General features: G+C 62.0%; 11 protein-coding genes. 8 read left to right on the top strand and 3 right to left on the bottom strand.

The window, feature by feature from the left end; genetic code table 11:
- Positions 1-244 precede the first annotated feature (244 nt).
- Positions 245-1,087 (top strand): SDR family oxidoreductase, encoded by an 843-nt coding sequence (locus tag EPO09_RS11455; protein WP_290643184.1) that lies wholly within the window; start codon positions 245-247, stop codon positions 1,085-1,087.
- A gap of 84 nt (positions 1,088-1,171) precedes the next feature.
- Positions 1,172-2,161, top strand: coding sequence for an alpha/beta hydrolase (locus tag EPO09_RS11450; protein WP_290643182.1), 990 nt, complete (start codon positions 1,172-1,174; stop codon positions 2,159-2,161).
- Positions 2,162-2,275: 114 nt separating this feature from the next.
- Here the strand turns inward: EPO09_RS11450 and EPO09_RS11445 are convergent, their stop codons facing one another.
- On the bottom strand, positions 2,276-4,096 hold the full coding sequence (locus EPO09_RS11445; RefSeq protein WP_290643180.1) for an acyl-CoA dehydrogenase C-terminal domain-containing protein: 1,821 nt from the start codon (positions 4,094-4,096) through the stop codon (positions 2,276-2,278).
- A 616-nt stretch (positions 4,097-4,712) separates the two neighbouring features.
- Here EPO09_RS11445 and EPO09_RS11440 point away from each other — a divergent pair.
- The 5 genes from EPO09_RS11440 (at position 4,713) to EPO09_RS11420 (ending at position 9,456) form a co-directional block, all read left to right on the top strand.
- Positions 4,713-5,393, top strand: coding sequence for a glutathione S-transferase family protein (locus EPO09_RS11440; protein ID WP_290643178.1), 681 nt, complete (start codon positions 4,713-4,715; stop codon positions 5,391-5,393).
- A gap of 112 nt (positions 5,394-5,505) precedes the next feature.
- Positions 5,506-7,287: a DUF2235 domain-containing protein gene (locus EPO09_RS11435; RefSeq protein ID WP_290643176.1), complete on the top strand. Its 1,782-nt coding sequence runs from the start codon at positions 5,506-5,508 to the stop codon at positions 7,285-7,287.
- 130 nt (positions 7,288-7,417) lie between these two features.
- The gene (locus EPO09_RS11430) at positions 7,418-7,705 is read left to right on the top strand and encodes a hypothetical protein (protein WP_290643174.1); all 288 of its coding nucleotides are present in this window, start codon (positions 7,418-7,420) and stop codon (positions 7,703-7,705) included.
- Positions 7,706-7,723: 18 nt separating this feature from the next.
- Positions 7,724-8,593 carry a DUF692 domain-containing protein gene (locus EPO09_RS11425; RefSeq protein ID WP_290643172.1) on the top strand — a complete coding sequence of 290 codons (870 nt, stop codon included), beginning with the start codon at positions 7,724-7,726 and terminating at the stop codon, positions 8,591-8,593.
- Positions 8,590-9,456 carry a DUF2063 domain-containing protein gene (locus EPO09_RS11420; RefSeq protein WP_290643170.1) on the top strand — a complete coding sequence of 289 codons (867 nt, stop codon included), beginning with the start codon at positions 8,590-8,592 and terminating at the stop codon, positions 9,454-9,456. The genes EPO09_RS11425 and EPO09_RS11420 overlap by 4 nt, the downstream gene beginning before the upstream one ends.
- Here EPO09_RS11420 and EPO09_RS11415 read toward each other — a convergent pair.
- The gene (locus EPO09_RS11415; protein WP_290643168.1) at positions 9,397-10,731 is read right to left on the bottom strand and encodes a trypsin-like peptidase domain-containing protein; all 1,335 of its coding nucleotides are present in this window, start codon (positions 10,729-10,731) and stop codon (positions 9,397-9,399) included. The genes EPO09_RS11420 and EPO09_RS11415 overlap by 60 nt on opposite strands.
- A gap of 70 nt (positions 10,732-10,801) precedes the next feature.
- On the bottom strand, positions 10,802-11,992 hold the full coding sequence (locus EPO09_RS11410) for a hypothetical protein (protein ID WP_290643166.1): 1,191 nt from the start codon (positions 11,990-11,992) through the stop codon (positions 10,802-10,804).
- A gap of 239 nt (positions 11,993-12,231) precedes the next feature.
- Here EPO09_RS11410 and EPO09_RS11405 point away from each other — a divergent pair.
- Positions 12,232-12,783, top strand: a 552-nt coding sequence (locus EPO09_RS11405) for a BMP family ABC transporter substrate-binding protein (protein ID WP_290643164.1), incomplete at its 3' end; no start/stop codon positions are given.

The raw sequence follows: 12,783 nt of genomic DNA, 5'->3' as shown, positions 1-12,783 counted from the left end.
GTCAAAATGGGTGTGACACGGTTCGTGTAGCGGCAAGCGAAGTGAACTCGGTCCACACCCTGTATTGTCCCGCAAGTTGTGATGCAGGGTTGCAGATGTGCGAACGCCGCACCCCAGATCCGGGTGTCGCGGCACGCTGTTTTCTGCTGCGGGATGGGTAGATGGCCTGGGTAAATACGCCGTTGCGGCGGGGTAAGCTCCAGATCGTCATTGAAGGCAACAACGCGGATCGAACAGAGACATCATGAAGAACTTCAAGAACAAAGTGGCTGCCATCACCGGTGCGGCATCGGGTATGGGGCGCACGCTGGCACTGGAGTTGGCGCGTCGCGGCTGCCATCTGGCTCTGAGTGATGTCAATGAAGTCGGCCTGGCTGAAACTGCCCAGATGGCGGGCAAGCTGGGTGTCAAGGTCACCACGACCAAGGTGAACGTGGCCGATCGTGAAGCGATGGACGCCTGGGCCGCGCAAGTTGTGGCCGATCATGGCAAGGTCAACCTGATCTTCAACAATGCCGGCGTGGCGCTGGGTGCCTTTCTCGATACCGTGACGCCGAAGGATTTCGAGTGGATCATGGGCATCAACTTCTGGGGCGTGGTGTGGGGCTCGCAAGCCTTCCTGCCGTACCTCAAGAAGTCGGGTGACGGTCACATCATCAATACCTCCAGCCTGTTCGGCCTGCTGTCGCTGCCTACACAAGGCACCTACAACGCCAGCAAGTTCGCCGTGCGCGGTTTCACTGAATCGCTGCGCCAGGAGCTGGATCTGGAGAACTGCGGCGTGAGTGCTACCTGCGTGCACCCAGGCGGTATCCGTACCAACATCGCGCGTGACGCCAAGATGGACAACAGCATTGCCGCCAAGACCGGTGGCAGTGCCCAGGCCGCCAAGGACAAGTTCGACAAGCTGCTCAACACCACCACGGCTGAAAGCGCTGCCTTGCAGATCCTGCGTGCGGTGGAGGGCAACAAGCGCCGCGTGGTGGTCGGCCCGGATGCCAAGTTCCTCGATCTGTTCGTGCGCGTGCTCGGTTCCTGGTACCAGCCTGTCACCACCTTCTTTGCCAGGAAGACCATGCTGGGTTGATCAACCTGGTCTGATCTGACCTATCTGACCATTTATCAAGCCGGGCACATCGTCCGGCTTTGTCGCTGAGACAGGAGTCCAACAATGTCGGCTGCTCAACTCGATACAGGTGCCCAACAGGTGCAGGCCCATCCGGTCATCCGCCGTTATCAACCGCCAGCCGGTTTGCGTGAGTCGATGGCCGCGGCCATCATGCGCATGGCGCTGCGTGTGAGCCTCAAGCCCTTCCTGGGCCCGCCATTTCCGTTTGTTGTGCAGCGTGTGGCGCTGGCGGTGGGCTCTGCCTTGATGCCGCAAGATGGCCGCGCGCAAGTGCAGGCGGACATGGTCGATCACATTCCCGTCGAGCGCGTGACACCCAAAGGTTCATCGAAGAAACCGCGCCACGCCATCCTGTATCTGCACGGTGGGGCCTTCGTGGCGGGCAGCCCGCGCACGCACCGCAGCATCACGCGCCGCCTGTCGGCCATCACGGGTGCTTTGGTGCTGGCGCCGCATTACCGCCTGGCCCCCGAGGCCCCGTTTCCTGCTCAGCTGGATGATTGCGTGAGCTGCTATCGGCAGTTGCTCAAAGAGGGCTTCTCGCCAGATCGCATCACCATCGCGGGCGATTCGGCTGGTGGCAACCTGACGTTCATGACGGCCATTGCCGCGATGAAGGCCGGCATGCCGGGGCCGTCATCTCTCGTGATGATGTCGCCGGCGTTCAGCTTGCATCCCTTGCCCAACACGACGGCTTATGAGCGTGAGTCGCGCGATCCCATGATCCGCCTGGCCTGGGCCGAGCAGGTGGAGGGCGCCTTGAATGCGCCCAAGGATCACCCGCTGGCCAACCCGATGGCGCAGGACATCTCCAAGCTGCCGCCCTCGCTGATCCAGGTGGGCGAAGACGAGGTGCTGTATGACAACTCGACCTGGCTGGTCGAGGCGGCCACGGCGGCTGGGCGTACCTCGGAGCTGGAGGTCTACCTCAAGCGCTGGCACGTGTTCCAGGTGCATGCGGCCCTGATGCCCAGTTCCGTCAAGGCGCTGGATCGTCAAGCGGAGTTCATGAAGCGGCACTGGGCTGCCTGAACGGGCACTTGATCGTTCAATCGATCTCGACCGAGCAAGAAAAAAGGCTCCCTTCGCGGGAGCCTTTCTTTTGGGCGAGTGGTGCCGGTTGCGAGGCCGACGCCTCGCAAGGGATCACAGGAACGTGAAGTGCTCGTTGCTCATCTGCATGAGCGAGCTGGTGGGTGCCAGCATCGTGTTCTTGTGGCCGTCAGCGCGAGGCAGCAGGCGTTCGAAGTAGAACTCGGCGGTTTGCAGCTTGGCCTTGTAGAAGTCGGCCGAATCCTTGCCGCCCTTGGCCAGCTTCTCGTTGGCCACGATGGCTTGCTTGAGCCAGAAGTGGCCCATCATCACGAAGCCCGAGTACATCAGGAAGTCGTAGCAGGCGGCGCTGACCACATCGCGGTCCTTGTTGGCGCGCAGCATGATCTTGACGGTCATCCACTTCCACTGCATGGCGCGCTTGAAGCAGGCTCGGGCCATCTTGCCGATGGGGCCGCCGTCCAGCAGGTGAGGCTTGGCTTGGGCGATCATCTCGTTGGTGAAGTCGAACACGCACTTGCCGCGCGATTGCAGCAGGGTCTTGCGGCCCAGCAGGTCAAGCGCCTGGATGCCGGTGGTGCCTTCATACAGTGTGGAGATGCGCGCGTCACGGGCGATCTGCTCCATGCCGTGCTCCTTGATGTAGCCGTGGCCACCGAAGACCTGCATGCCGATGTTGGCGGCTTCCAGGCCCATTTCAGTGATGAAGCCCTTGAGGATAGGCGTGAAGAAGCCCAGCTCGTCGTCGTACTTCTCGTACTGCGCCTTGTTGCCGGTGGACACGCCAGCGACCATGTTGTCAGCCAGCTTGGCTGCGCTGTAGATCATGGCGCGTGCGCCTTCGGCCACGGCACGTTGCGTCAGCAGCATGCGGCGCACGTCAGCGTGCCAGATCAGCGCGTCAGCCGTGTGGTCTGCGTCCTTCTTGCCGGACAGGGCGCGCATGGAGCGGCGTTCCTTGGCGTAAGGCAGCGAGCCTTGGTACGACAGTTCGGCGTGAGCCAGGCCTTGCACGGCGGTACCGATACGGGCCGTGTTCATGAAGGTGAACATGGCTTCCAAGCCCTTGTTGGGCTCGGCGATCATGAAGCCGGTGGCGCCATCAAAGTTCAGCACAGCCGTGGCCGATGCGCGGATGCCCATCTTGTGCTCGATGGCACCGCAGGCCACCGTGTTGCGTGCGCCCACGGAGCCGTCGGCGTTGACCATGAACTTGGGCACGATGAACAGCGAGATGCCTCGGGTGCCCTTGGGGGCGTCGGGCAGGCGGGCCAGCACGATGTGGATGATGTTGGCCGACATGTCGTGTTCGCCGGCCGAGATGAAGATCTTGGTGCCGGTGATCTTGTAGGTGCCGTCAGGCTGGGGTTCAGCCTTGGTCTTGACCTGGCCCAGGTCGGTGCCGCACTGGGGTTCGGTCAGGCACATGGTGCCGGTCCACTCGCCGCTGACCAGCGGAGGCATGTAGGTGTTCTTCTGGGCTTCGGTGCCGAACTGGAAGATGGTGTTCATGCAACCCAGGCTCAGGCCGGGGTACATGGTGAACGACCAGTTGGCCGTGCCCATCATTTCCGACTTCAGCAGGTTCAGCGACATCGGCAGTTCCTGGCCGCCGTACTGCTTAGGGTGCGAAATGCCTTGCCAGCCGCCGGCTACGTACTCGGCGTAGGCTTCCTTGAAGCCCTTGGGGGTGGTGACTTCACCGTTGTTGAAGGTGCAGCCTTCCTGGTCGCCGGACAGGTTCAGGGGGGCCAGCACTTCTTCGCAGAAGGTGGCGGCGCCTTCCAGAATCGCATCGACCATATCAGGCGTTGCGTCTTCGGCGTTGGGTTGCTGGGCGTAGTGCGCGCTGTAGTCAAAGACTTCGTTGAGCAGGAAGCGCATGTCGCGCAAAGGGGCCTTGTACTGCGGCATATGTCACCTCGGTTCAGGTCTGCGCCAGGCACGGGCGGCGCTGTTGGAAGAAAGGGTTGTATTTTCGAACGATCGTTCATTTCAAACGGTCGTTCGAATCAGGGCGCATTTATACCCCAGAGTCGGGCACTTGTGGCAACTGTTTCCGCACGATCGTGCGAGTTTTGGCGTCATCGCCGGGACACTCCCCCGGATTGGAGGGGCATGCCGCAAAAAAAGACCCCGCCAGGAGGCGGGGTCGAACGGGTGGTCTTGGGGTGTCGCAGGAGAGCGCGACAGACCGGTCCCGACAGGGAGAGATCAGTGTCACCAGTTCGGTTGCGCCGGCAGATGGCGAAACTGAACTGTGAAAAGCGTCACGACTGTAAGCACGTGAGCACCATCTGGCGATTCGGACATCACCCTGTCGGGTTAATGCTGGGACTGTCAAGCATCCGGCAGTTGAGCCAGCCCGACTGTGTTAACTCTGTGTCAGATCCTCACCGAATGGTGGTGAAGAAAGGGGCATTGCCCCTGTCGGGGGCGAAGGGCGACTAAGCTGCCTGGTTATACGGTACGCGACGCCACCAGCCTTCACCTGTTGCCAAGCGCCAGGTTGGGCACTCGGGAGCCCCCTATGTACGATCTGCACATCGCCAACAAGAACTATTCGTCCTGGTCTCTGCGCCCCTGGGTGCTGCTCAAGCAGTTGGGCGTGCCGTTCACCGAGCACATGCACCCGTTCGGGCCGGGTTCCAACTGGCAGGCGTTTCGGCCGGTCTCGCCTACGGGCAAGGTTCCTTGCCTGCATGCCGATGGCCTGGTGGTGTGGGACTCGCTGGCGATTGCCGAATACCTGGCCGAGCAGCACCAGGGTGTGTGGCCGACCGAGCCCGCCACGCGGGCCTGGGCACGCAGCGCCACCGCCGAGATGCATTCGGGCTTTGCCACCTTGCGAGTGGTCTGCTCGATGAATTGCGGGTTGCGCATCCAGTTGCATGAGGCCGAGCAGGCGCGCATCCAGTCTGATCTGAGCCGGCTGGATGAGTTGTGGTGCGATGGCCTGGCGCGTTTCGGCGGGCCCTTTCTGGCAGGGCCGGCGTTCACGGCGGTGGACGCCTTCTTTGCGCCTGTGGCCTTTCGCATCCAGACCTATGGCCTGATCCTGTCATCGCCAGCCATGGCTTATGCGGATCACCTGTTGTCACTGCCCTCGATGAAGCAGTGGAACGAGGAGGCCTTGAAAGAACCCTGGCGCGAGCAGGAGCACGAGGATTGGTCACTCAAGCACGGGCGCTTGCTGGCAGATCTGCGTTGACGGCTGCATGGTTCGGGTGTGAACACACTCCCTAAGTCTTGGGGGAGGCGCGACGCGGGCCTTGGTTGCATGATGCATTTGTTTCATTCATGTGACATGCCGGAGGTGCTGCATGACGACCAGACCGCGTCAACTCGTGGTGTGTTGCGATGGTACGAACAACACGCTGACAGCCGGGCAGAACGACACGAATGTGCTCAAGCTGTATGCGCATCTCAATGCGCAGGAGCCTGCCCAGGATGTCGATCGTGTGCTGTATTACGACCCGGGTGTGGGCTCGCCGGATTCTGTCCCACCCACTGATCTGTTCGATTGGGGCAAGCGCACCTGGGAGCGGCTGTCCGGGTTGGCATCAGGTCGAGGCATCTACGACAACATCGAGCAGGCTTACCTGTTCCTGATGCGCCACTGGCGAGGCCCGCAAGATCAGATCTACCTGTTCGGCTTTTCGCGGGGGGCGTTCACGGTGCGATGCCTGGCGGGCATGGTCAACCTGTTTGGCATCATCCGGCCGGAGCACGAGCCTTTGGTGCCCACGCTGATACGCATCTATTTCTCGCAACCCCGAGCGTCGAAAAATGCCGTGCAGACGATGACGCGCCGCCTGCATGCTGCGGGGCACAAAAAGGTATTCGGGCGTGAGGATCTGGCCGAGCAGGTCAAGGCGCAGTTCGCCACGGCGCAGGGGCGTGAAGCCTGGGTGCACTGGGTGGGTGTCTGGGATACGGTGGAGTCGGTCGGTTTGCCCGGGCCCCTGTCTCGCAGCAACCCTGGCACGGCCACCTTGCGCAACAAGCGTATCCATCATGTCCGCCATGCACTGTCACTGGACGAGCATCGGTGGACATTCGCGCCCCGTTTGTACGAAGAGCCCGGCAACCTCGATCAACTCGATGAGCAAGGGCTGCCCATGCGCACCCTGCGCCAGGTCTGGTACCCGGGCGTGCACTGTGACGCGGGCGGCAGCTATGACACGGCCACCACGGGCGTGTCGGACATGGCCTTGAAATGGATGGTCGATGAGTTGCGTGTGGAGATGGACATCACGGAATGGTCGCCGCCCGTCCTGAACGAGTCTCGCGATCCGGTGCGTTTCGTGAAGCACGACCCCTTGTGGGACACGCCCTGGTGGGCCTTGCTGGGCATGATGTCTCGGGACATGCAGCCCCAAGTTGTCGATCCCTGGAACACCGATGCACGCACGAAGATGACCGTGATACCTGCGCCCATGCCGATGGTGGCGTTGGAGTCGGTGTGGCAGCACAGTCGGCCATGGAGGCACCTGGCGCTGGCGTTCGCCCTGGGCCTGGTGGCCATGCTGATATCTGGCATGTGTCTGCTGCCTTCCCAGGCGCGGGAGCTGAGCTGGCATGGCTTGATGGCGGCTGCGTCCCAGGCGGGGGGCTTGGCTGCGCAGCAGATCGGGGTTTGGTTGCCGACTGAGATTGTGGGTATCCATACCTTGCCATGGAACATGGTCGGGCAACCCGCGTGGGCCATGGTCTGGGATCTGGCATTCATCGCGTGCTGGGGTTATATCGTGGCCAGGTTCTCATCACGAGCGTTTGCACGCCTGGTCGGGCCGCGCGAGCCCAATACGCCCATGCCCGCGCTCAGCTGGTTGGGCATGGCGCCACTGGCAGCCGTAGGAGGGGATGTCTGTGAGGATCTGTTGACCTTGATGTCGCTGGGCGCGCATGGGCTTGGCAGTGACGCGCTGGCCACCTTCGTGTGGTGGTTTGTGCCCCTTGCCTCGGTGATCAAGGTGGCGGGGTTGTTGTGTGTGGTGGCCTTGGTCGTGGGCTTTTACAGGCCAGTGGGGGGCGCCTCGCGTCGATCGTGGCATGGCATCGAAGCCATTGAAGACGATGAAACACACAGCCACAGGCATTGACCCATCGTGAGCTGAAAGTTTTTTTCGAATCGGTGTAAGGACTGGGCTTGTTGCCCGACTACTCGGTGTCCCTGGCGAATTTGGCCGGGGCACTTTTAGTCATCAACACCTGACCGAACGGAGAAATCACATGACCTCACGCCAATCCGCATCCTTTGCAGCCGCTGCCGCCGCCATGGCCCTGAGCGGTGCCGTCTTTGCCGCCGATGCGCCTGCCGGCAGCATGGGCGCAGCCGTGGCTGCCAGCGACAAGGTGCATTGCTACGGCGTGCACAGTTGCAAGGGCAACAGCGATTGCAAGACAGCCGAGCACGCCTGCAAAGGCCAGAACGCCTGTAAGGGCCACGGCTTCAAGGCCATGGACGCCCGGGCCTGCCTGACCAAGGGCGGCACCATCGGCGACATCGACGCCAAGTAAGCAGCAGGGGGCATCGACATGAGCATGCGCAATCCGGCCTATGGTGGCCCTGTGCGTCTGACGCAGCCCTCGCCTGGATTTGGCCTGGGCTTGCGCACGACACACTACGCTGATTTCCTGGCTGCGCCACAGCGCGTGGACTGGCTGGAAATCATCAGCGACAACTACCTGGTGCCGGGTGGCAAGCCCTTGCGCATGCTGGATGCCATCCGCGAACGTTATCCCATGGCCATGCATGGCGTGGCCTTGTCGATCGGCTCGGTGGCCGGGCCCGATCGCGCCTATCTGAAACAACTCCGACAGCTGATCGAGCGCGTGCAACCCCTGTGGGTGTCCGATCACTTGTGCTGGACGGGCGTGCATGGGCGGCAACTGCACGACCTGATGCCGCTGCCCTATACCGATGAAGCGCTGGATGTGGTCGTGCGCAATGTGCAGCAAGTGCAGGACGCCCTGGGGCGCCGCCTGGTGCTGGAAAACGTGTCCAGTTACGTGAACTTCAAGCAGTCGCACATGAGCGAGTGGGACTTTGTTGCTGCGGTGTGCGAGCAGGCCGATTGCCTTTTGCTGCTGGATGTCAACAACATCTACGTCAGCAGCGTGAACCATGGTTTTGATGCGCTGGCTTACTTGAACAGCATGCCCGCGCACCGTGTTCAGCAGATTCATCTGGCGGGCCATTCACACAACGGCGATCACATCATCGATACACACGATCACCCTGTGTCAGAACCCGTGTGGTCCTTGTACGAGCATGCCTGCCGCCGCTTCGGGCATGTGGCCACGATGATCGAACGCGATGATCACATTCCTCCCTTGTCGGACTTGATCAATGAGCTGAACCATGCCCGTGACGTGGCAGTCGGTGCCTGGCGGGAGGCCGCATGAAGACACACGCCGCCACCTTGAGCCTGGCCGATATGCAGGCACGCATGCAGGCGAACGTTCTGAGCGGTGACGATGCTGCCATGCTGGATGTGTGCGATGGGCCAGGCCTCAGTGCGCAGCGACGTCTGGGCATCTATCACCATGCCTACCGCGCGCGCTTGCTGGAAACCATGCGCGATACCTTCGGGCATACCTGGCGTTATCTGGGTGACGAGTGGTTTGATCGTCTGGCCTTGGCCTTCATCGAGCAGCATCCCTCGGCGCATGCCAATCTGCGCTGGTATGGAGAGGCATGGCCTGCCTGGCTGGATGGTGCTCGTCTGGTGCAGATGGGGGCGGGTGATCATCCAGAGGTGGCGGAGCTCGCTCGGCTTGACTGGGCTTTGCGCCGTGCCTTTGATGCGGCCGATGCCACCGTCCTCACTGCAGCAGCGCTGGCCGCCATGCCCGTGGACGAGTGGACCCAGGCGCCCTTGCAGGCGCACGCCAGCGTGGCCTTGGTGGTGCTTCAGAGCAATACCCTGGCGTTGTGGCACGCCCTGGATCAGGACGAGGAGGTGCCTGCTGTCATGCCCTTGCCGCAGCCCGTGACCGTGCTGGTCTGGCGTACGGATGAGCGCCCGCACTTTCGCAGCGTCTGCGAGCCGGAGGCGCAGGCTCTGACGCGCTTGCTGTTGGGGCGCAGCTTCGCGGATATCTGCGCAGGCTTGCATGGTCAGGCACGCGAGGGTGAGGACGCCGCTGTGGCGGCCGCCAAGCTGCTCGGAGGCTGGCTGCGCGAGGGCTTGCTGGTGATGCCGCCCTCAATGGTTGCAAGCGAGTCTGCGCCCTTGTCCCTTGCTGAGCACCATGCGACTGGATGAGAGTTCTTCCACCAGGAAGTTGTTGCCCATGAGGAAGAGCTGCTTGTTGTTCAGGTAATAGCGGCCGCCGATGGGTTGGCCATCAAAGGAGCCACTGGCGTTGCCTTGCTCATCCAGCGTCACGTCCATCCCGCGGCCTGTCAGGGGGCCAAAGCAGTGCCATGTCCCTTGAATGACTTTGGTGGGGCTGTCGGCATCATTGCTGGCCTCGCTGCGTGCGGCCACTGAGTTGGATCGCATCTGGTCGATCCAGTCGGCGGGAATGGCGAAGTTCAGGTTCTGTCCGCTGCGTATCTGGAAGGTCACGATGCCAACCAGAACCCCGTGTTCATTGAACAGACCGCCCCCGCTCGAACCGGGCGAAATGGGCGCCGTCGTCTGGATGTAGGTGCCGTCTTCGCCCTCGCGCAAGGACGACACCATGCCGTCGCTCAGCGTCAGGTCCAGGCCTTTCGGCGATCCGAGGGCATAAACCTTCTGCCCGACCTGCATGCCCGCTACCTTGCCAACGGGAACGGCTGGTGCATCCAGGCCCAGCACGGACAGCTTGCACAAATCGTGTTGCTCGTCATTGATGATGATGGACGCGTCGTATTGCTTGCCCTGGTGCTTGACCTTCAGATTAGGGCCGGCCTTGGCAACGTGGCAGTTGGTGATCACCTTGCCTTGATCGATGACCACGCCACTGCCGTGCCCCATCTCATCGCCGTTGTTGCCGAGCACGTTGATGCGCACGATGCTGGGTGAGGCCTGGGCAAACAGTTGTTCGGCTGTCAGCACCCTGCCTGTGGGATTCGGGCTGAATGGCGCGGGTGATGGTGGCACGCTGGAGACACCGCCCGGGGCTCCGGGATCGCGGTGATCGAGTTGAATAGCGGCATGCCGCGCATCGTCGACCTTGTCTGTTGTGGCGCGTCGGTGATGCGTCACGAGCCAGGCTGTCGCCACGATCACGCCCAGACCGGCCATGAGCCACATCTTGCCGTGCCCTGATGGTGCCGTGTCGGCCTGGTGGCGAGTGGACCGCCCCGGAGCAGATTTGCTGGATGCTGCGTTTGGCCTGGCGGTACTGTGCGCAACCTGCTCGCGCAGACTGGCGTCGTAGACCGCGCGGCGCTGCGTATGGCCCAGCACATTCCAGGCTTCCTTCAGCGCGAGTCGCGTGATGGCGTCGTCCTCTGGCGTTTCGGCCAGGCGGCGTTCATACGCGGCGCGGATCTCCCCTTCGCTGGCCTTGGGGTCCATGCCAAGGGTGGCGTAAAGGCTTTTCTTCATTGCTGCGATCCCTGGGGTGTGTCGTCTCCTCTTTTCGGTGCTTTCGACGCGGACTTGAGCCAGCGCTGGTTCAGCGCGCGCCTATGGGTTGGTACAGCCCCTGTGCCTGGCCCAGGCAGCTTTGCGCCTGTTGGATCCAGCCAGACAGCAGGGCGTTCTGGTTCCAGCCATCGAGCACCGTGAACCCGTTGCGGGCAATGGCGATGCGGTCTGTGACGGAGGCCAGGTTGGTGGCGCCGATGGGCGCGCGGATGATCAGGTACGGTGCCACATAGGGTTGGAACTTGTTGGCGCCAATGAAGATGTCGCCACGCATACCCAGGGTCTCCAGGCTGTTTTTCAACATCCAGTCGTTCAACTGGGCCATGGCCTTGATGTTCGGCTTGTCCCACATGGGTTGAAGCAGGTAGGTTTGCTCGTGCATGCCGAACTGGATGGCCGCCTGTGTGGCCAGCTGGTGAAACTGGCTGCTCTGCCCGGTGGCATCGCGAACCGCATCTGCCGCTTGCTGCAGTGTGTAGCCCTGGATGGCCTCCGGGCTCAGGCCGGGAACGGTCGTCATGGCCTGGGCGCCATAGCGTTTGTGCAGCAAGGCCAGCGTACCGATGTTGGCCAGCACGTTGCTTTGCCCGTCGATCAGGTCTTTCGTGGCATCACCCACCATCTTTGCCGCCGAGGCCAGTGACAAGCCTGCGATGTTCACGCGTGCGGCGCCAGGGTCAGCGGACATCAGCGCATCCAGCGCCCCCTTGAGGCTGAAAGCCAGAGCCAGGTTGGAGCGAACTTCATTGGCCGCAAAGATGCCCAGGCGTGCCCAGAAGAAGTCTGGGTTGTGGCGCACCAAGGCGTCATAGCTCATCAGGATGTAGGCATTGCGAGCCAATGTGATCCGTGCCGAAGACGCGCCATAGCAAGCTTGAGCGATTTGCGTTGCCGCCTCCATGCGCTCCTGAAAGTGGCGCTCGAACAGCGCCTTGCTGGCGCTGGCGTCGCCCTGGTCGCCTTGGTAGATGGTGTCCATGTCATTGGCCAGTTGATGCAGCTTGCCCAGCATCTCGATCTCTGCGGGGCTCAAGGCACGTTGACTCAGGCCATCACGGATGCCGTTGATCACGTTGGCCAGCTGTTTCGGCGAGAGGGTCGTGATGCTGACTGCGCTGCTCGGCGCCAGCGTGGCGGTAGCGGCCAGAGAGAGGGAGGGGAGTGCGGTCAGGCTGGCCAGAAGGGCGACACAGCCGGCTTTGACCATCTGTTTGCGCATGATGGAAGGGCGGGAGAGTTGAAAACCCGCGCACTGTAGTGAGGGGCACCCTGCGCGTGCAGGGGCTTTCCCCTTGGTTGTCGCCCTTGGTTCAAGGCGCGTCGCCAGATACCCCTGGCGTGTGGCGATGGCACGCACGTTGCTTGTATACAAGCCTGTACATCACACGGTATGGCAGATCGCCTCAAGGCAGTGCGCGGGTGATGGGTTGTGCAACAGACTGGTGCAAGGAGATACGCATGTCGTCAATGGATCAATGGAATCGTCGGACGTGGATCAAGGGTGTCGGAGCTGCAGGTGCTGGATTGGCGCTGGGTGGGTTGTCCGATCTTGTCATGGCCCAGAAACCGCTGACGATCGGCATGATCTATGTCGGCCCGAAGGATGACTTCGGCTACAACCAGTCGCACTACGAAGCTGCCTCCGAGATCAAGAAGATGCCTGGCATCAAGGTCGTGGGCGAAGAAAACGTGCCTGAGACCCAGGCTGTGCAAAAGACCATGCAGGGCATGATCTCGCAGGATGGCGCCACCTTGCTGTTCCCGACCTCGTTCGGCTACTTCAATCCGCACATCCTGGATGTGGCCAAGAAGAACCCGGACGTTCGCTTTGCGCACTGCGGCGGCATGTGGGATGCGGCCAAGCACCCCAAGACGGTGGGCAGCTTCTTTGGCTACATCGACGAGTGCCAGTACCTCAACGGCGTGATCGCCGGCCACATGACGAAGTCCAAGAAGATTGGCTTCATCGCGGCCAAGCCCATCCCGCAGGTGCTGCGCAACATCAACGCC

It is taken from the genome of Aquabacterium sp., from assembly GCF_004297345.1.
Taxonomy (GTDB): Bacteria; Pseudomonadota; Gammaproteobacteria; order Burkholderiales; family Burkholderiaceae_C; genus Aquabacterium.
Note: the sequence above shows the minus strand (reverse complement) of the source record. Positions and strands in the feature narration are given on the sequence as shown.

What these genes read in the sequence shown, in the direction of transcription:
- EPO09_RS11445 (WP_290643180.1), bottom strand. Translation starts at nt 4,096, where the DNA reads ATGCCGCAGTACAAGGCCCCTTTGCGCGACATGCGCTTCCTGCTCAAC.
- EPO09_RS11425 (WP_290643172.1), top strand. Translation starts at nt 7,724, where the DNA reads ATGAGCATGCGCAATCCGGCCTATGGTGGCCCTGTGCGTCTGACGCAG.
- EPO09_RS11430 (WP_290643174.1), top strand. Translation starts at nt 7,418, where the DNA reads ATGACCTCACGCCAATCCGCATCCTTTGCAGCCGCTGCCGCCGCCATG.
- EPO09_RS11415 (WP_290643168.1), bottom strand. Translation starts at nt 10,731, where the DNA reads ATGAAGAAAAGCCTTTACGCCACCCTTGGCATGGACCCCAAGGCCAGC.
- EPO09_RS11455 (WP_290643184.1), top strand. Translation starts at nt 245, where the DNA reads ATGAAGAACTTCAAGAACAAAGTGGCTGCCATCACCGGTGCGGCATCG.
- EPO09_RS11435 (WP_290643176.1), top strand. Translation starts at nt 5,506, where the DNA reads ATGACGACCAGACCGCGTCAACTCGTGGTGTGTTGCGATGGTACGAAC.
- EPO09_RS11410 (WP_290643166.1), bottom strand. Translation starts at nt 11,992, where the DNA reads ATGCGCAAACAGATGGTCAAAGCCGGCTGTGTCGCCCTTCTGGCCAGC.
- EPO09_RS11450 (WP_290643182.1), top strand. Translation starts at nt 1,172, where the DNA reads ATGTCGGCTGCTCAACTCGATACAGGTGCCCAACAGGTGCAGGCCCAT.
- EPO09_RS11420 (WP_290643170.1), top strand. Translation starts at nt 8,590, where the DNA reads ATGAAGACACACGCCGCCACCTTGAGCCTGGCCGATATGCAGGCACGC.
- EPO09_RS11440 (WP_290643178.1), top strand. Translation starts at nt 4,713, where the DNA reads ATGTACGATCTGCACATCGCCAACAAGAACTATTCGTCCTGGTCTCTG.